Below are 16,315 nucleotides of genomic sequence, written 5' to 3'. Positions count from 1 at the left end.
TTTTCCAATGGTCAGGCGAGGGCTTGGGCTATGTGTACGTAGGCATTGGCTTCTACTTGCTTCACAGCCCAGGAAATCATGTTTTTGATGGCGAGTGGCGATGACATCCCGTGTGCGATCATTACGTTGCCATTTACGCCGACGATGGGGCTGCCGCCCACCCCCTCGTAGTTGGTACGGGCAATGAACTCATCCTCAACGCCCCTGCTTTTCGTAACCTCATAGAGCGATTCACCAAGCTTGAAAAGGATGTTTCCCGTAAAGCCATCCGTCACGATGACATCGGCTTTATTGATAAACAGGTCTTTGCCCTCAATATTACCAATAAAATTGATGCGCTTATTATCTTTCAGAAGTTGATGCGCCGCCTGAGCGATGAGCGAGCCTTTCGTCTCTTCTTCGCCAATATTCATCAGCGCAACACGCGGTCGTTCGATCTGGAAGGTATGCTGAGCGAAAAGCGAACCGATTTCCCCGAATTGCCCGAGCACGTCGGGCTTGCAGTCGGCGTTGGCACCGATATCGATCATGACGGCATACTGCCCGTTCACCTGAGGCACAAAACCCGCAATGGCAGGCCGTAAAATACCTTCAATGGCCCTGATGCTGAAAAGTGCCCCCACGTGCATGGCTCCGGTGTTCCCTGCGCTGCAAAAAATATCCACCGCTTTTTCCTTTAAAAGCTTAAACCCAACTCCAATACTGGAATTGGGTTTCTGCGAAAGAGCCTTGGTAGGATGTTCGCTCATCTCGATCACATCCTCTGCATGGACGATTTCTATCGATGAACCGGTAAATTTATGCTCCTGTAATATATCGCGGATGGCATTTTCCCGTCCAATCAGGACAATCTTCGCGTCGGCCGGCAGATCGGAGACGGCCATAATGACGCCTTCGACAATCGCCTTTGGAGCGAAATCACCACCCATCGCATCTACCGCAATCTTCATTTACACACCTTTTTTTATTGACTAAAAAATGAAAACGTGGGGGTAAATTTAGCAGATGCCAGCCAGTAAAAAAGAATTTCGCAACAACTATTTGCAAAGCTGTTGCGAAACCAGGGCCGTAAGCCACGTCCAATCAGACTACTTTCGCGTAATCCTCGATCATCAGCTTACCCTTGTAGTAGAGATTGCCCTCATATACATGGGCGCGGTGCGAACGGTGAACTTCGCCCGTCGTAGGATCAACCGACAGTTGCTTGGAAATCAGCTTATAGTGCGTGCGACGCTTGTCGCGGCGAGTGGTGGAGTGTCTCCGTTTAGGATGTGCCATTATTTAATTGTAAATGAGCGGTTCTCCGCCCGGTGAATTATTGAATAAGCTCTTCGCTCTATTTAAAAATCTAAAACTTTATGATTAGCCGGATATGCAGCGCTAATCAGGCTCTGCTATTCGTTTTTCAGCTTCTTTAACGCCTCCCAGCGAGGGTCAGTTTTATCAGACCCTTCACTGCTGTCTTGTTTTTCGGAACTGTATATCAGGGTTTCCGTTTCGTCTCCGTCCTCCTCCTGATTACGCAGGTCAGGATGAATTTTCTTCATGGGCAGAGCCAGGGCGATGAACTCGTAAATGTAGCCCGCGACATTGATCTGCGTCGCGTTGCGATTGATAATGGAAATTTCTTCAGTCAACTCTTCTTCACGGTCTCCGAACTTCAAAATCATCCGATTCTGCGTGTCCACAGGCTCATCGAATGGTTCCAGTGATCGGTCGCAGGTCAACTCTGCACTTCCCTTGATGTCGAACCAAAGCTGAATCATCGTGCTGGACTTCTCCAACCGCAAATGTACCTGAAAATCACCTCGTTCAATTAAGTCCTGGGCTATTTCCTGGAAGAATGCCGGGCCAATCTCATAATCGAACTCGTACGGCTTGTCCTCCAAACCGTAGATACCAATGTTATATTTGCTCAGCTCTTTCACTTCGTTCTGCAAAAAGGACTGCAAAGATAAGGTCTTTTTTTTTAATTAAAAACGGGCTCCTCCTTTTCAGACAGGTTGCGCTGGATTCCCAAATACAGTCGCATTGTCTGCCACATCGGCGATGACCAGGGACCCGGCCCCGACGCGGGCGTTTTTACCAATGCGGATCCCCGAAACAATGACCGCTCCCGTACCTACGAATGCGCCCTCTTCAAGAGTGGCATGATCGCCGATGATGGCTCCCGCTCCAATATTTACCAGATCGCCGATTGTGGCAAAAGGCTCTACGATGGCGGCTGTCTGCAAATGCACGTGCTGACCAACGACAACCTGCGCGCCCACTGTAACACGGGCACCCACAAAGTTTCCGTGGCCCAGCGTGGCCATTTTGGACACAACCGCCGTATCGTGGATGGCATTGACAGGCATCGTTTTGCGACGCTCGTTGAGCATAGCCACAAGCCGCTCGCGTACAGGCCGCTCACCGATGGCCACAAATGCTTCGCACTTGTTCCCGATAATTTTTAAAAAGCCACCGTCATCCGTATCACCGAGAATGCTCACTTCACCGATTTCGGTACCGTGCAGCTCTTTGTTGTCGTCCAAAAAGCCATAAACGACCACGCCGTTGCGCTGAAAAATATCAAGCGCCTGGCGGCCCGTAGCCCCTGCGCCAAAAATAAGTACTGGATTTTCCAATTTTTTAATTTTGAATGAGTGAATGAGTGAATGAGTGAATGATAGAATACTGGCAAAAGCAATCCTTAACGCACGGCCCTGTCGTTCTATCATCCACTCATTCAAAATTGATTACAGAAACGTGATCCTAAAAATGAAGGGACTGGAATAAGGGGATATGTTACGTCCGGTATAGGGGCTGATCTGGCTATCGTAAGAGAGGTTGTAGAGCGCCGTCATGAGAATACTGCGCGTAAACCGCCCGCCCAGCGGCTGGGTGTAGGCACCACCGATAAGTGGTGAGCCGATCCAGGTACGGTCAAGATCCCGGCCGTTGCTGTACTGCACATTGAGTCCTTCGTATTCGGCCTGCAGCGTCACCATCGGGAGAAGGGTGTACATCAAAAAAGCCCGTGCGCCGTAATTGCTGCTCGACACCCGCTGGCTGGCACTGGCTCCAAAGGGACGGTAGCTCGCGAACATATACGTAAGTCCGCCGCCCGCCAGCAATTTGTCGGTGAGGTTGAGGCCAGCCATGGGTGAAAGGTTGATATTGGTATAATTGCCCAGGGACAGGCCGAAACTACCTCCAAGGCGCAACCGGTCCAGCATGGACATGGGTACTTCCGAGACAGGCCTCCCCTCCACGGGCTTTGAATCGACCGGATTCTGGTTATTTTCGACCTCGTTGGGGATAATGATCGTACTTTGACGACGTTGTTGAGGAAGTGTATCTTTCTTGTAATACTCTTCGTTTTGGGCAAAAGCCGTCAGATGCAGCCCTAAAAGAAGAGTGAATAGTGGAATAAACCTTTTCATATCAGAAACGATTGTTAATTTTACTTTCCAGTAACAACGAACTACCCCGAGCCTTTGGTTTGTTGGCGGCTAAGCCATCACCGCGCCTCCACCTCACGACTACCCTACCCTCAACCTCATGCACTACCGCATCGCCGTGCCGGTCCCCGAATCACACTTTGCCGAAATCACTTACACATTAGACACATACGGCAGTCAAGCCATTGAATTACAACTACCTGCCTGGCGACCCGGTCGTTATGAGATTCAGAACTTCGCTAAAAACATTCAGCGTTTGGAGGCACGCGGTGGCTCCGGCCAGCCACTTTCGGTGCGCAAAGTTACCAAAGATCGCTGGCAAGTCACGACGACGGGCGAAGAATCCATCGTAGTCACCTATAATTTCTACGCCAACATTCAGAACGCCGGGAGCAGTTATGTCAATGGTGAACTGTGGTATCTCAATTTTATCAACTTTACCCTTTACGCCGTTGATCGCATTCAGGAACCCTGCATTGTAGAATTGGCTCTGCCCGAAGGCTTTCGCATCGCCTGCGGTTTGGTGGCCACGGAAAACGCCAATGTGTTACAAGCCGACGATTACTACCAACTGGTAGACAGCCCGTTGCTGGCCTCGGCCACGCTGCACCACGAAACCTACGAGGAAGCGGGTGTCCCCTTCCACGTCTGGATGCACGGCAATCTGCAGCCCAACTGGAAACGCATCTGCACTGACTTCGCGGCTTTTTCCCGCGAGCAGATCGCCACGATGGGCGAGTTTCCCGAGCAAGAATTTCATTTCATAAATCTCATTCTGCCCACAGCTTTTTTCCATGGTGTCGAGCATCATAACTCCACGATGATCGTGCTGGGGCCAGATGATGAAGGCGAAGGGCTTTACAATGATTTGCTGGGTGTGAGCTCGCACGAACTATTTCACGCCTGGAACGCCATTCGCATTCGCCCCAAAGAGCTTTTGCCCTACGATTTTACGCAGGAAAACTACTTCACGACCTGCTTCGTGGTGGAGGGGTGCACAACGTATTACGGCGACCTCTTCCTGCGTCGCGCGGGCGTCTTCGATGACGAACTTTACGTTAAAGAATTGCAGGTGTACATGAAGCGTCACTTCGAGCATAGTCGCAACGCCACGCAGTCGCTGCTCGAATCCTCCTGGGATTTGTGGCTCGACGGTTATGAAAAAGGCATTCCGGAGCGCAAAGTGTCGGTGTACCACAAGGGGGCGTTGGTCGCATTGATTCTGGATTTGTATCTGAGAAAAAAGACCGACCACGCCCGCTCCCTCGACGACGTCATGCGGATGCTATGGCAGCGCTACGGGCAGCCATTTGTCGGGTACTCTTACCAGGATTACCAATCGGTGGTGGAAGAAGTGGCCGGAGAACCGCTGGATTGGTACTGGGCCGAGTGCATCGCCGGAACGACACCACTTGAAAGCCGCCTGAACGAAGCCTTAGCCTTTATCGGGTTGCAGATGACGACATTCAGCAACGGAAACATTCAGCTCAATGTGCTGGACGATGCCCGCGCGGCCCGGCAATGGCAACGCTGGCTGGCTTCGGCACAGATGCTTTCTCCCCAATCCTGACCCTATGTTCCAATCCCTTACTTCCCGATTTACGCTTCTCCGCTGGGTATGGCTGCTGATTATTTTGACGGGCTGCCAATCAGGCCGTACGATCACATTCCTGCACATTAACGATGTCTACGAAATCGCGCCGCTCGATAATGGCAAAGCGGGCGGTCTGGCGCGGGTGGCGTATCTCAACAAGCAATTGAAGAAGGAGAACCCCAAAGGTACTTTTTTTGTGCTGGCGGGCGATTTTCTAAGCCCTTCGGTTACCGGGACGCTGCGCTACGAGGGCGAACGCATCAAAGGCAGGCAGATGGTGGACGTACTCAACGCGGCCGGCCTGGATTTGGCTACCTTCGGCAACCACGAGTTCGATTACGACGATGATGCACCCTCGACTTTAAACCAGCGGATCGAGGAATCGAAATTTCGCTGGGTAATCGCCAACATGCAGCTTCGGCAGGGCAACAAGGCCGTGCCGTTCAGCAAAGACGGCGCCAACTTCCCGACTTCACTGGTGCTGGACAATGGCAAGGTGCGCGTGGGAATTTTCGGCATCTGCATTCCCGTGAATAAAGAGTATGTGCAGGTTACCGATCCCTTTGATGCTGCCAGGCGCGAATACGAAGATCTTAAAAACCGCTGTGACGCCGTGGTGGCCCTCACCCATCTCGACGTCGTTGACGACCAGCGCATGGCCGAACAAATTCCCGGCCTGACGCTCATCATGGGCGGGCACGACCACGACCACATGCAATTGAAAGTAGGCAGCACCGTGGTCGCCAAGGCCGATGCCAACGCCAAAACGGTCTATATACACCGCCTGCATTTCAACCGAAAGAATCAGCTGATCAATCTCGAATCGGAACTAAAAACGATTGACGAAACTACCCCCGAAGACCCGGCGACCGCTGCTTTGGTGACCAAGTGGCAAACTATCGCCAACGAGAGTTTCCGCGAGCAGGGCTTCGACCCCAATGAAGTGGTGTACACTACCCCCGAGCCCTGGGACGGACTCGAGGCTACGGTCCGCCGCGAACACGGTACGTTAACTACGCTCATCGCCGAAAGTATGTTTCAGGCGTTTCCGGGCAGCGACCTGGCGGTATTCAACGGCGGTTCCGTGCGGGTGGATGATGTGTTGGAAGGACCTATCTCGCAGTATGACATCGTGCGCATTCTCCCGTTTGGCGGCGGTATCAAACAAGTAAACATGACGGGCGACTTGCTCCATAAAGTACTGGAAGCCGGGCGGCTGAGCCGGGGGAAGGGCGGTTTCCTGCATCACGCCAACGTCCGCTACGCCGACGATTCCCGTACCTGGTACATCGCCGGGCAGCCACTCGATCAGACGCGCACTTACCAGGTAGTTTTACCGGAGTTCCTGCTTACGGGCAAGGAGTTTGGGATGAGCTTCCTCATTCCCGCCCACCCCGGAATCATACAGCCCATCTTCACCCCCGCCCCCGATGACCCGCGCTCGGACGTGCGGAAGGTGTTTATCGATTATTTGAGGAAGAAGTGATGGTTATTCCACTGTATTCACCAGCGTCCCGATCGGCTCGATGGTAATGTAGATTTTATCCCCCGACTGCAAGGTGAATTCCGAAGGCGGAATGATGCCCGTTCCTGTCATCAAATAGACACCCGTCGGAAAGGCCATTTCGCGGAACAGGAAGCCGAGCAGCTCGTCGGGTTTGCGCTTCATTTGGGAAAGGAGTACCGTATTACCAAAAACCTCCTCGCCGTCGCGGATGATGGCGATGCTGATTTCGGTATCGGGCGAAAGTACTTCGTCGGTCACGTACAGGCAGGGACCGAGGGCCGCGCTGCCATCGTACGATTTGGCCTGAGGTAGATAAAGCGGGTTTTCGCCCTCGATGCTGCGCGAACTCATGTCGTTGCCAATCGTGTAGCCCACCAGTTTACCGGAAGACGTAGCGAACAGCGTCAGTTCCGGCTCGGGAACGTCCCAGCCAGAGTCTTTGCGGATACGCACCTTTCCCGAATCTCCCACGACACGCCAGGCATTGGCTTTGAAGAATAGCTCTGGCCGCTCGGCGGAGTAGACACGATCGTAAAAACTACCCCCACCCGCTTTTTCCGACTCCTCCATCCGGGCCTCACGGCTGCGAAAGTACGTCACGCCCGACGCCCATACTTCCTGCGTGCCGATGGGCGCGATCACCTCGGGCATGGGCGAGCCATCGGTAAAGGGCAGCAGCAGTAAACTCTCGGTTTGGGTCACGAGCCAGGCGTGCAGGTCGTCGCGGTTTACGACAGTGTCCCAGTCGGACTCGTGCAGGCGGTAGTACTGGTTTTCTTTTTCCAGCAGAATTCCGTGTAGGGTGCGGTAAAGTTTCATTGTTTTGCGGATTTAGGATAAATTCAGGAAAGTAGATTAATAAAATTCTTTTGCGCCTTATTGCGATCGATACCAGCCCGCGTAGGTGACGTAGTTCATCGCCGTGCGGTCAATCATGGCATCCAGTTCGGGCGTGATTTTCTTCAGAAAACGGGCCGGGTTGCCGGCGTATATGCTGCCGGGTTCAATCTGCGTACCCTGCGTGACAATGGCTCCGGCGGCGATGATCGACCCCGTGCCGACCGTCGCTCCGTCCATCACGATGGCTCCCATACCGACCAATACGCGGTCTTCAAGGGTGCAGCCGTGCACGATGGCGTTGTGCGCAATCGAAACATAGTTACCAATGGTAGTTGCGAAACGCTGATAGGTACAGTGAATCACGGCCCCATCCTGGACATTGGAAAAGTCGCCGATGCGGATGCTATTGACATCACCACGCACCACAGCGTTGAACCAAACGGTACAGTTCTGGCCCATCACCACATCACCTACTACGGTGGCGTTGTCGGCCAGCCAGCAATCGTCGCCGAAAGCGGGGGTCAAGTCACGAACAGTTTTAATGAGGGGCATGGCGTGAGCGTTTTGGTTTTATTAGGAAAGCCCGATTACAAAGAAACCTAATCCTCGACGGCCCGGCGGTCCGGTAAAGACAGACAAGGTTCGCCGTAGTCAAGGTATAAGCGGTCTACAAAATTACCGTCCGGTTGTCGTGAATGAAAACGCGGTCGTTAAAGACCAGTTTGAGCGCCTTCGATAGTACTATTTTTTCGGTGTCGCGGCCCAGGGTAGCCATGTCGGCGGCCGTAAGCCGGTGATCTACCTCTTTTACGTCTTGGGCAATGATCGGACCTTCATCCAGGTCATTATTGACGAAATGTGCCGTGGCCCCGATGATTTTCACCCCCCGATTGTACGCCTGACGGTAAGGATTGGCCCCCATGAAGGCGGGCAGGAATGAGTGGTGGATATTGACAATGCGGTTATTATACTGCTGCACAAAAGTCGGCGTCAGTACCCGCATGTACTTGGCCAGCACCAGGTACTCCGGCTGGTACACCTCCAAAGTCCGCAAAATGGCTTCCTCGTGTTCTTCGCGGCTCTTGTGTTCGTGCGTCACAAAGTGGAACGGAATGCCGAACTTGCTCACCAGTGGTTGTAAAATATTATAATTGCTGACTACTGCCTGAATATTGGCATCCAGTTCGTCGAAAGCATAGCGGATGAGTAGTTCGGCCAGACAATGGTGCTCCTTGGTCACCAACAACACGATGTCTTTTTTTTTCGTGGGGTTAATGCGCAGCCCGATGCCTTCGGGTAGTTCGGCATTCAGTGTTTCGGTAAGTTTCGTCAGGTCGGCTTCGCCTTCGAACTCCGTCCGCATGAAAAACTGCCCCGATGGGCTCACGTATTCGTCGTTCTTAATGATATTCTGATTATTTTCGAACAGAACACGGGTCACGAGGTAGATGAGCCCCTTATGATCGGGACCATTCATCAGGAGGATATGACGATGGTTTTTGGGCGGTTGGCGGTCGGCCATTTTTTTATTTTTTGTGGCGAAACATCAAATTCTGAACGACAAAGTAACGACAAAGCTGACTTGTACAAAAGCAGCATGGCCGCAAGTCGGATTTTAACGATTGAAACAGCGAATCTGACTTTGGTTTTGTATGAGTAAAGCTTTGCGAAAGTTAACTTTGTCAGATACAGGTCGATTCAAAAAACCGACCTTCCACAAGTGCCTTAAAATCAGTAACCTATCTTTTTTATAATGAAAAAACTTCTTATCCTCATTGCGGCGATCGCCTTCCTGGGTCTGGATTGCTCCGATGTTTTAGCACAGAAAAAGGGCAAGGCGCTCTACACGCATCCGCTGGGCGTACAAGCCTACACTTACCGCAACCACTGGGACAAAGGCGTGGCGGCGGTGCTGGACACGATCCAGAAACTGGGCATTACAGAGATCGAGGCAGGCGCGCCCGGCGGCCTGACGCCCCAGGAATTCCGCAAGATGTGCGCCGCTCGGGGTATCGACATTGTCGGCACCGGAGCGGGCTATGAGCAGATCGTGAAAGACCCGATGAAAGTCGTGGAGCAAGCCAAAGCCCTGGGTTCCAAGTTTGTGATGGTAGCCTGGATTCCGCATCAGCGCGGAAATTTCACGCTCGACAACGCCAAGCAGGCAGTGGAGGACTTTAACCGGGTGGGAAAAGTACTGGCAGACAATGGCCTCACATTCTGCTACCACACCCACGGCTATGAGTTTCAGCCATACGAAGAGGGTACTTTAATGGACTACATGATTAAAAATACTGACCCAAAGTACGTTTCCTTTGAAATGGATGTGCTATGGACACACTTCGGTGGCGGCGATCCGGTGGCGCTCCTCAACAAATACGGCAGCCGCTGGAAACTGATGCACCTCAAAGACCTCAAAAAGGGTGTGAAAGGTGACCTGACAGGTGGAACGCCCCACGAAAATGACGTCCCCCTCGGCACCGGGCAAGTGGATATCGAAAATATCATCCGCGCGGCTAAAAAGGTCGGCATCAAGCACTTTTTCATTGAGGACGAAAGCGAACAGGAGCTGGCTTTTGTACCAATCAGCATCGAGTATCTGAAGGGGCTGAAGCAGTAATCGGAAAGGAAACTTTCCGTTGCCCGGTCTGCGTTAGCCCCACATCCCCTCACTCAACGTTAATATGGACATCCTGAAAGAATTGAAAGGCAACGAAAGCCTTTCCTCCGTTCCCGAGCCGGAGCTGCAGTGGCTCGTGGAGAACTCCGAAATTATTGAGGTAAAGGAAGGCGACTACCTTTACCGGAACGGCGATCCGGTAGACTATCTGCTGATCATCATTGCAGGTCGGCTGCGGATGTTTGTCAACCGCAATGGACAGCACCGTGAACTCGGCTTCAACGAAAAAGACTACATCGGGGGGCTCCTGCCCTATTCACGGATGAAGATCGGGGCCGCTAGTGCCGTAGCCCTGGAAAAAACCACTGCGTTGCGGTTGCACCGGGACAAGTTTCCAGAGATGATCACCACCCAACACGAACTGGTCGAGAGTTTCGTCCACCTGATGCTGGATCGAATTCGCAGTTTCACGAAGCTGGACCAGCAAAACGAAAAAATGATCTCGCTTGGTAAACTTTCGGCGGGCCTGGCGCATGAACTCAACAACCCGGCGGCAGCGGTTGTGCGCAGTGCATCAGCCCTGAAAAAACATCTGGGTTTTGTACCCGAGAAATTCAAGCAGGTCATTTCCATTGAGTCCGACGAGGCGCGGGTAGATCGGATAAATGAAATTTTGAGCGCCGTACTCCAGCGGGGTGCTCCGGATCAAACGCTGATGGAACGCTCCGGGCTGGAAGACGAACTGACTGACTGGCTGGAAGATCATGAAGTGGAGGAAAGCTTTGAGATCGCCGAATCTTTCGCCGAGTATGGCATAAAGATGGAGGAACTCGAGGAGATTGGCGAACTGATCCTACCCAAGGATCTGACGGCCGTGCTCACTTGGGTCAACAGCGTACTGACCACCGAAAAAATGGTGGATGAAATCGCCGAGGCCTCCCAGCGCATCGGCGACCTCGTGCATTCCATTAAGGAATACTCCCACATGGACGGCGGAGCTGACAAGAAGATGATCGTGCTGCGCGATGGGGTAGATAGTACCCTGCGTATCCTCCAACACAAAATAAAAGCCAATAACGTAAAGGTGAAAGTGGACATGCCCGACGACCTGCCTCAGGTATGCGTAAGTCCGGGCGAGATGAACCAGGTGTGGACCAACTTAATCGACAATGCCATCGATGCCTTGCCCGAGGCGGGCGAAATACGCATCGAGGCGCGGCAGGATCGCGAATTTGTCATTACGAAAGTGATCGACAACGGCACTGGTATTCCGGCCGATGTTCTTGAACAAATTTTTGATCCTTTTTTCACGACCAAAGAAATTGGCAAAGGCAGTGGCCTGGGCCTGGAAATCGCTCAGAATATCGTCAAACGCCACAACGGCCAGATCAAGGTCAATTCGCGCCCGGGGCACACGGAGTTCAACGTCTGTCTGCCAATAGAGTGATCCGATTTTGAATTTGTGAATTATGGAATGACCAGGAAACGGAAGACTCCCCTGCTTATTCCGACATTCACTCATTCACTCATTCCAAATTAATAGCATATGAAGCAGCCCATTATTATTGCCGTGGATGACGACGCGCAGGTACTTCGCGCCCTGACGCGGGATCTGCGTAGCCAATACCGCAAGGAATATAAAGTCATGAGTACCGATTCGGCGCAGGAAGCGCTGGATGCGTTGAAAGATTTAAAGCAGAAAGGCGAAACCGTGGCCCTCTTCGTTTCGGATCAGCGGATGCCCGAGATGCTCGGCGTCGACTACCTTACGGAAGCGAAGAAGATTTTTCCCCACGCCAAGCGGGTGCTGTTGACGGCCTACTCCGACACCGATGCGGCGATCAAGGCCATTAACGACGTGCAGCTGGACTACTACCTGATGAAGCCCTGGAATCCGCCCGAGGAGAAGATGTACCCCGTGCTGACCGACCTGCTGGAAGATTGGCAGATGAACAATATTCCCGAGTTCGACGGCATCCGGGTCATTGGCTACCAGTTTTCACCCAAGTCGCACGAGATCAAGGATTTCCTGTCGGGCAATCTCCATCCTTACCAGTGGTACGACCTCGAAACCAGCGAGCGTGGTCAGGAACTCATGACCCTTAATAATCTGGAAGCCAAGGATGCGCCTTTTGTGTTTTTTGAAGACGGTAGTTTTCTGGTGCAGCCCGAACTTCGGACCATTTCCGAAAAGCTGGGCCTCAGCCTGCAGACTACCCATGAAATGTACGATGTCGTGATCGTCGGCGCGGGACCGGCGGGACTATCGGCGGCGGTGTACGGTGGATCGGAGGGTTTGAAAACGCTGATGATCGAGAAGCGTGCTCCCGGCGGACAGGCGGGTACGAGTTCGCGGATCGAGAACTACCTCGGCTTTCCATCGGGATTGAGCGGGGCCGAACTATCGCGCCGCGCCATCACCCAGGCCACGCGTTTCGGGGTAGATTTCATGTCGCCCGAGGAGGTGGTAGGCATCGAAATCAAAGACAACTACAAAATTCTGACGCTGGGCAACGGCAAGACGGTCAACACCAAGAGTATCGTCATCACGACGGGTGTCAACTACCGCAAACTGGAAACCCAGGGAGTCGAAAACTTCACTGGTGCGGGCGTGTATTACGGGGCAGCCACCACCGAGGCCAACGCCTGCCGCGACAAGGAAGTGTACATCGTGGGTGGCGGCAATTCCGCCGGCCAGGGCGCAATGTACCTTTCGCAGTTTGCCAGGAACGTTTACATCCTCGTCCGCAAGCAAGATTTATCCGCCACCATGTCGTCGTACCTGATCGACCAGATCGACGCTACCGATAACATACACCTGCTGCCCTGCACCGAAATCGCGGAAGCCAGGGGCGACGGGCATTTGCAGGAATTGGTATTAGAAGACCTGAACGATTCCAGCACCCGGACGGCAGAAGCGGACGCGCTATTTATTTTCATTGGTTCGAAGCCTTACACCGAGTGGATCACCACCGAAATGCTCATCGATAAGCGCGGCTTCATCGAAACGGGCCGCGCCCTGGTCAACTACCCCGATTACAAGAAAATCTGGAAGAAAAAACGTGAACCCTACACCCTCGAAACCTGCGTGCCGGGTGTGTTCGCGGCGGGTGACGTCCGCGCCTCGGCCATGAACCGTGTCGCCTCCGCCGTTGGAGAAGGTGCGATGGCCATTAGTTTTGTGCACAAGTACCTGGCGGAAATGTAGGTTTTTAGCGGTCGGCCATCATCTAATGGCCGTCTGCTTTTTTTTGCCTCGAAAGCAAGCGAATTCCATTGTCCACCGCTCGGGCGGCCCCGTATCAATTATCCATTGACTAATATGGCTGAAAAACTTTGTAATCACCTGACCGCGATTGAAGAAATCAAGACGGCGGAAGGGCGCGTCTGCGAGGAATGCGTGAAAATCGGTGGCCGGTGGCTACACCTCCGTACCTGCCAGGAATGCGGCGTTACGCTCTGCTGCGACTCTTCTCCGAACCGCCACGCCACGGCGCACTTTCACGAGACGGGCCACCCCGTGGTTGCCTCCGCCGAACCGGGTGAGCAGTGGCTGTGGTGCTACGAGGATGAGCAGTTTGCGGAGTATTAAAGGCGGGGGCTATTTTTTGAAGTACTTTTCCAGTTTCAGGGGCGATCCCCGGTCGATGATTTCCAGCAAAACGCCATTGGGATCAATAAGAAGGAAACTGCCGGGATTTGGCATATTATATTTCCGAGTAAAACCACGGGCATTGGGAACAGGGATAAATCCAAGGCTGTATTCGTCCATTGCCGCCAAACTTTCTTCTTGAGAATCGAGAGTAATACCCAGTGATACTACTTTCGCTCTGTTAGCTTGCGCTTTTTTAAGTAAGGCCATGATGTCTTTGGTAGACTCATCTTCCTGAAAAAACGGTTTGCTTAGCTTTACCCAAAAGCTTAACAATACGTAGCTTCCTTTTAAATCTTCCAGACGATAAGTTTTTCCATCGGCCCCTTCCATGACGAAGGGGGGGAGCGGTTGGCCAATTTCGGGACGCTTCCGATCTTTGTAGGGATTGATTCGTCCCGTTTCCCGCTCCTCTTCGCTGTTTTTTTTGAGTACATAGTAAGCGGGCTTACCGTATTCATTGATTTCCGGGTCGAGACGAAAATCCCTGGGTGTATCGTGGTTTATTTGACCAAACTCTTGGATCGTGATGCGACGGCCCGTGGCTTCGTCGTAAATGATTGTGTTCTCATCCATCCGCTCGCCCTTCGTTACAACCTTCGCGGTCCTGACTTCGATAACCTGAGCAAAAGCAGCTGAGCATAAAACTGCGATAAGTAGAAAGGTATTCAACAGGCGATTCATCATGGCTTTTTTTGCCAAATGTATCTGTTTTCCGGAAAATCTTCAAGCGATTTCCAGTCAATTATTTTGGAAGAAGTAGCCGTCGTGCGCACCTACCAGGAATGTGGCGTAACGCTACGTTGAAGCTACTTCTTGAAGTACTTTTCCAGTTTCAGGGGCGAGTCGATCTCACTTGTAGCCAGCACTTTTCCGTCTGGGTCAATCAATAGAAAAGAAGGTGTATTCAGAGACGCATACCGTATTGTAAATCCTCGTGAATCAGGAATTGGCACGAATCCCAAGTCGAACTCTTCCATTGCGGCGCGGCATTCCTCCGCCGAACTGTACGAAACGCCCAGCGAAACCACGGGAATTCCTTTTGCCTTTACGCTGCTTAGCAATGCTACCAGATCCTTGGTATTGCCTGGCCCAAAAAAAGGTTTCTTAAATTTCAGCCAGAAACTAAGCATTACATAACTACCTCTCAACTGTTCAGAATCGTATGTCTTCCCGTCGGCGCCCTGCATTACAAAAGGTTGCACAGGCTTTCCGACAATAGGTTTTTCAAGCTCGCCGAACATATCCACTTGTCCCGTTTCCAGCTCTACTTTCAATTTTTTACGAACCAGGTAATAATCAGTATTACCGTATTTGTCGTAAACCGCGATGGGAAGATATTGATTAGGAAACTCGCGATTCAGCCGCTGAAAATCTTTGTATGTTAATGGCTTTCCAGTTTCCTTATCGAGAAAGCGGGTTTGGTCGTCCATGCGGTGGACGGTTTCGAACTGGGCTTTTGCCAGTTGGACAAAAGTCAGGGTAAAAAACAGGGTGAAGATCAGGGGTAGTTTCATGGCATTTTTTGCGCCAAAAATATCTGATTTTCATTGAATTTTTAAGCGATTTCCACCCAGTTTTCGCTAACAAAACCGGTGAGATTTCGCCGGGAAATTCCCCACTTACTTCACTTTCCCACGTCGCTGCATGGCCTCGCGCCAAGTAGTTAGAATGATGCCTTCCTTTTCTATGTAAGCTTTCAATTTGGGATCGAGCATGGCGAGCAGGTCGCCCTCGCGGGTTTGGGTAGAACCGGAAATAATGGGGAATATTTCGGTGGGGTCAGTGCAGTGCATGATGACCATCGTCAGGCCGGGTTTCAGATCGCGCAGCCCTTCGATGTACTTCTGAGTTTTGAAGCTTTGCAGATTCTCCTTGGTGGCTTTGGTACCTTCGGGTAGTTTCCAGCCGTAGCTGGTATTATGCAGATCGTCAAGCACCGGCAACCCCGCATTCCAAAGCTGTTTGCCGATGGTCTGAGTCATCGCGTACATATCGTCGCTCATATTTTCGTCCACCCGGACGGCGGTATTGTGCCCGCCTGGAAGCATAACCGGGATTTTTTCCTGCATCCCTACCTTGATGTAGCGCTCGATGAAAGCGGGCGTAGCGAACAAAGTACCCATGTGCGAATCCAGGTGCGTAGGTTCAAAACCCATCGTGCGGGCGCGTTCCAGTTGTGCCCGGATTTCGATTTCCACTTCGTCGGCGGTAGCGTGTTTTACCACATCGGCCACGCTGGGCCACATCGCTCCTTCGGCATCGACGAGGCCTTTCACAGCGGGCTTACCGGCCAACGGTCCCCAGCGGTACTCTTTCCATTCCGAAGTCAGTGTCAGGTGCAAGCCGGCGTCGATGTCGGGATATTGCTTGAGATAATGCACAAAACCCGGTACCCAGCCGCAGGGCATCATTACGCTCACCGAGGTAGCCACGCCGTCGCGGATGGCTTTGAGCGATCCCTCGTTGGAATCGTAGGACATTCCGGCATCGTCTACGTGCATGATAATCACCTTTTTACCCGCCGGGTAGCCTAATTTTTCAGCGTAGGTAGTATTCTGGGCAGAGGTTTCCTGCATCATGGCAAAGATCAGTAGTAGGGAAAAAATGGTTTTCATGATAAGAACGGATCAAAGTTTGGATAAACAAAGTACTGGTA

17 protein-coding genes are annotated in these 16,315 nt (G+C 52.2%); 6 read left to right on the top strand and 11 right to left on the bottom strand.

The genetic code is table 11. The annotated features are described in order from the left end of the window. Nucleotides 1–11 precede the first annotated feature (11 nt). The 5 genes from plsX to IE117_RS11910 form a co-directional block, all read right to left on the bottom strand. Nucleotides 12–950 (bottom strand): phosphate acyltransferase PlsX, encoded by a 939-nt coding sequence (gene plsX, locus IE117_RS11930; protein WP_189564641.1) that lies wholly within the window; start codon nt 948–950, stop codon nt 12–14. A 133-nt stretch (nt 951–1,083) separates the two neighbouring features. Further along, a complete protein-coding gene (rpmF, locus tag IE117_RS11925) occupies nt 1,084–1,278 on the bottom strand; it encodes a 50S ribosomal protein L32 (RefSeq protein WP_189564640.1) in 195 nt (64 codons plus the stop codon). Nucleotides 1,279–1,394: 116 nt separating this feature from the next. Then, on the bottom strand, nt 1,395–1,952 hold the full coding sequence (locus IE117_RS11920) for a YceD family protein (protein WP_229580774.1): 558 nt from the start codon (nt 1,950–1,952) through the stop codon (nt 1,395–1,397). Nucleotides 1,953–1,994: 42 nt separating this feature from the next. Further along, the gene (locus IE117_RS11915) at nt 1,995–2,627 is read right to left on the bottom strand and encodes an acetyltransferase (protein ID WP_189564639.1); all 633 of its coding nucleotides are present in this window, start codon (nt 2,625–2,627) and stop codon (nt 1,995–1,997) included. A 111-nt stretch (nt 2,628–2,738) separates the two neighbouring features. Further along, the gene (locus IE117_RS11910; RefSeq protein WP_189564638.1) at nt 2,739–3,425 is read right to left on the bottom strand and encodes a hypothetical protein; all 687 of its coding nucleotides are present in this window, start codon (nt 3,423–3,425) and stop codon (nt 2,739–2,741) included. Nucleotides 3,426–3,543: 118 nt separating this feature from the next. Here IE117_RS11910 and IE117_RS11905 point away from each other — a divergent pair, with 118 nt between their 5' ends. Both IE117_RS11905 and IE117_RS11900 read left to right on the top strand, forming a co-directional pair. Then, the gene (locus tag IE117_RS11905; protein ID WP_189564637.1) at nt 3,544–5,013 is read left to right on the top strand and encodes a M61 family metallopeptidase; all 1,470 of its coding nucleotides are present in this window, start codon (nt 3,544–3,546) and stop codon (nt 5,011–5,013) included. Between the two features lie 4 nt (nt 5,014–5,017). Next, nucleotides 5,018–6,523, top strand: coding sequence for a bifunctional metallophosphatase/5'-nucleotidase (locus tag IE117_RS11900; RefSeq protein ID WP_189564636.1), 1,506 nt, complete (start codon nt 5,018–5,020; stop codon nt 6,521–6,523). A 3-nt stretch (nt 6,524–6,526) separates the two neighbouring features. Here the strand turns inward: IE117_RS11900 and IE117_RS11895 are convergent, their stop codons facing one another. The 3 genes from IE117_RS11895 to purU form a co-directional block, all read right to left on the bottom strand. Further along, on the bottom strand, nt 6,527–7,363 hold the full coding sequence (locus IE117_RS11895; RefSeq protein WP_189564635.1) for a fumarylacetoacetate hydrolase family protein: 837 nt from the start codon (nt 7,361–7,363) through the stop codon (nt 6,527–6,529). A gap of 57 nt (nt 7,364–7,420) precedes the next feature. Next, nucleotides 7,421–7,936, bottom strand: coding sequence for a gamma carbonic anhydrase family protein (locus IE117_RS11890; RefSeq protein WP_189564634.1), 516 nt, complete (start codon nt 7,934–7,936; stop codon nt 7,421–7,423). A 115-nt stretch (nt 7,937–8,051) separates the two neighbouring features. Next, complete coding sequence (gene purU, locus IE117_RS11885; protein ID WP_229580928.1) at nt 8,052–8,861, bottom strand: formyltetrahydrofolate deformylase; 810 nt, start codon at nt 8,859–8,861, stop codon at nt 8,052–8,054. A gap of 276 nt (nt 8,862–9,137) precedes the next feature. Between purU and IE117_RS11880 the strand changes: the two genes are divergently transcribed. From IE117_RS11880 to IE117_RS11865, 4 genes are all read left to right on the top strand, one after another. Then, on the top strand, nt 9,138–10,004 hold the full coding sequence (locus tag IE117_RS11880) for a sugar phosphate isomerase/epimerase family protein (protein WP_189564632.1): 867 nt from the start codon (nt 9,138–9,140) through the stop codon (nt 10,002–10,004). A 64-nt stretch (nt 10,005–10,068) separates the two neighbouring features. After that, nucleotides 10,069–11,451 (top strand): ATP-binding protein, encoded by a 1,383-nt coding sequence (locus tag IE117_RS11875; protein ID WP_189564631.1) that lies wholly within the window; start codon nt 10,069–10,071, stop codon nt 11,449–11,451. A 99-nt stretch (nt 11,452–11,550) separates the two neighbouring features. Then, entirely contained in the window at nt 11,551–13,212 is a 1,662-nt protein-coding gene (locus IE117_RS11870) for a response regulator (protein WP_189564630.1), read from the top strand. A 114-nt stretch (nt 13,213–13,326) separates the two neighbouring features. Next, on the top strand, nt 13,327–13,596 hold the full coding sequence (locus IE117_RS11865) for a UBP-type zinc finger domain-containing protein (protein ID WP_189564629.1): 270 nt from the start codon (nt 13,327–13,329) through the stop codon (nt 13,594–13,596). A 9-nt stretch (nt 13,597–13,605) separates the two neighbouring features. Here IE117_RS11865 and IE117_RS11860 read toward each other — a convergent pair whose 3' ends face one another. From IE117_RS11860 to IE117_RS11850, 3 genes are all read right to left on the bottom strand, one after another. Beyond that, on the bottom strand, nt 13,606–14,343 hold the full coding sequence (locus IE117_RS11860) for a redoxin domain-containing protein (RefSeq protein WP_189564628.1): 738 nt from the start codon (nt 14,341–14,343) through the stop codon (nt 13,606–13,608). Between the two features lie 122 nt (nt 14,344–14,465). Then, nucleotides 14,466–15,173 carry a peroxiredoxin family protein gene (locus IE117_RS11855; RefSeq protein ID WP_189564627.1) on the bottom strand — a complete coding sequence of 236 codons (708 nt, stop codon included), beginning with the start codon at nt 15,171–15,173 and terminating at the stop codon, nt 14,466–14,468. A gap of 105 nt (nt 15,174–15,278) precedes the next feature. Further along, nucleotides 15,279–16,274 (bottom strand): polysaccharide deacetylase family protein, encoded by a 996-nt coding sequence (locus IE117_RS11850; protein ID WP_189564626.1) that lies wholly within the window; start codon nt 16,272–16,274, stop codon nt 15,279–15,281. Nucleotides 16,275–16,315: the final 41 nt, after the last annotated feature.

Source organism: Persicitalea jodogahamensis, assembly GCF_014651615.1.
GTDB lineage: Bacteria > Bacteroidota > Bacteroidia > Cytophagales > Spirosomataceae > Persicitalea > Persicitalea jodogahamensis.
Note: the sequence above shows the minus strand (reverse complement) of the source record. Positions and strands in the feature narration are given on the sequence as shown.

What these genes read in the sequence shown, in the direction of transcription:
- IE117_RS11900 (WP_189564636.1), top strand. Translation starts at nt 5,018, where the DNA reads ATGTTCCAATCCCTTACTTCCCGATTTACGCTTCTCCGCTGGGTATGG.
- IE117_RS11850 (WP_189564626.1), bottom strand. Translation starts at nt 16,274, where the DNA reads ATGAAAACCATTTTTTCCCTACTACTGATCTTTGCCATGATGCAGGAA.
- IE117_RS11895 (WP_189564635.1), bottom strand. Translation starts at nt 7,363, where the DNA reads ATGAAACTTTACCGCACCCTACACGGAATTCTGCTGGAAAAAGAAAAC.
- IE117_RS11875 (WP_189564631.1), top strand. Translation starts at nt 10,069, where the DNA reads ATGGACATCCTGAAAGAATTGAAAGGCAACGAAAGCCTTTCCTCCGTT.
- IE117_RS11860 (WP_189564628.1), bottom strand. Translation starts at nt 14,343, where the DNA reads ATGATGAATCGCCTGTTGAATACCTTTCTACTTATCGCAGTTTTATGC.
- purU (WP_229580928.1), bottom strand. Translation starts at nt 8,861, where the DNA reads ATGAATGGTCCCGATCATAAGGGGCTCATCTACCTCGTGACCCGTGTT.
- IE117_RS11870 (WP_189564630.1), top strand. Translation starts at nt 11,551, where the DNA reads ATGAAGCAGCCCATTATTATTGCCGTGGATGACGACGCGCAGGTACTT.
- plsX (WP_189564641.1), bottom strand. Translation starts at nt 950, where the DNA reads ATGAAGATTGCGGTAGATGCGATGGGTGGTGATTTCGCTCCAAAGGCG.
- IE117_RS11910 (WP_189564638.1), bottom strand. Translation starts at nt 3,425, where the DNA reads ATGAAAAGGTTTATTCCACTATTCACTCTTCTTTTAGGGCTGCATCTG.
- IE117_RS11855 (WP_189564627.1), bottom strand. Translation starts at nt 15,173, where the DNA reads ATGAAACTACCCCTGATCTTCACCCTGTTTTTTACCCTGACTTTTGTC.
- IE117_RS11865 (WP_189564629.1), top strand. Translation starts at nt 13,327, where the DNA reads ATGGCTGAAAAACTTTGTAATCACCTGACCGCGATTGAAGAAATCAAG.
- IE117_RS11890 (WP_189564634.1), bottom strand. Translation starts at nt 7,936, where the DNA reads ATGCCCCTCATTAAAACTGTTCGTGACTTGACCCCCGCTTTCGGCGAC.
- IE117_RS11905 (WP_189564637.1), top strand. Translation starts at nt 3,544, where the DNA reads ATGCACTACCGCATCGCCGTGCCGGTCCCCGAATCACACTTTGCCGAA.
- IE117_RS11880 (WP_189564632.1), top strand. Translation starts at nt 9,138, where the DNA reads ATGAAAAAACTTCTTATCCTCATTGCGGCGATCGCCTTCCTGGGTCTG.
- rpmF (WP_189564640.1), bottom strand. Translation starts at nt 1,278, where the DNA reads ATGGCACATCCTAAACGGAGACACTCCACCACTCGCCGCGACAAGCGT.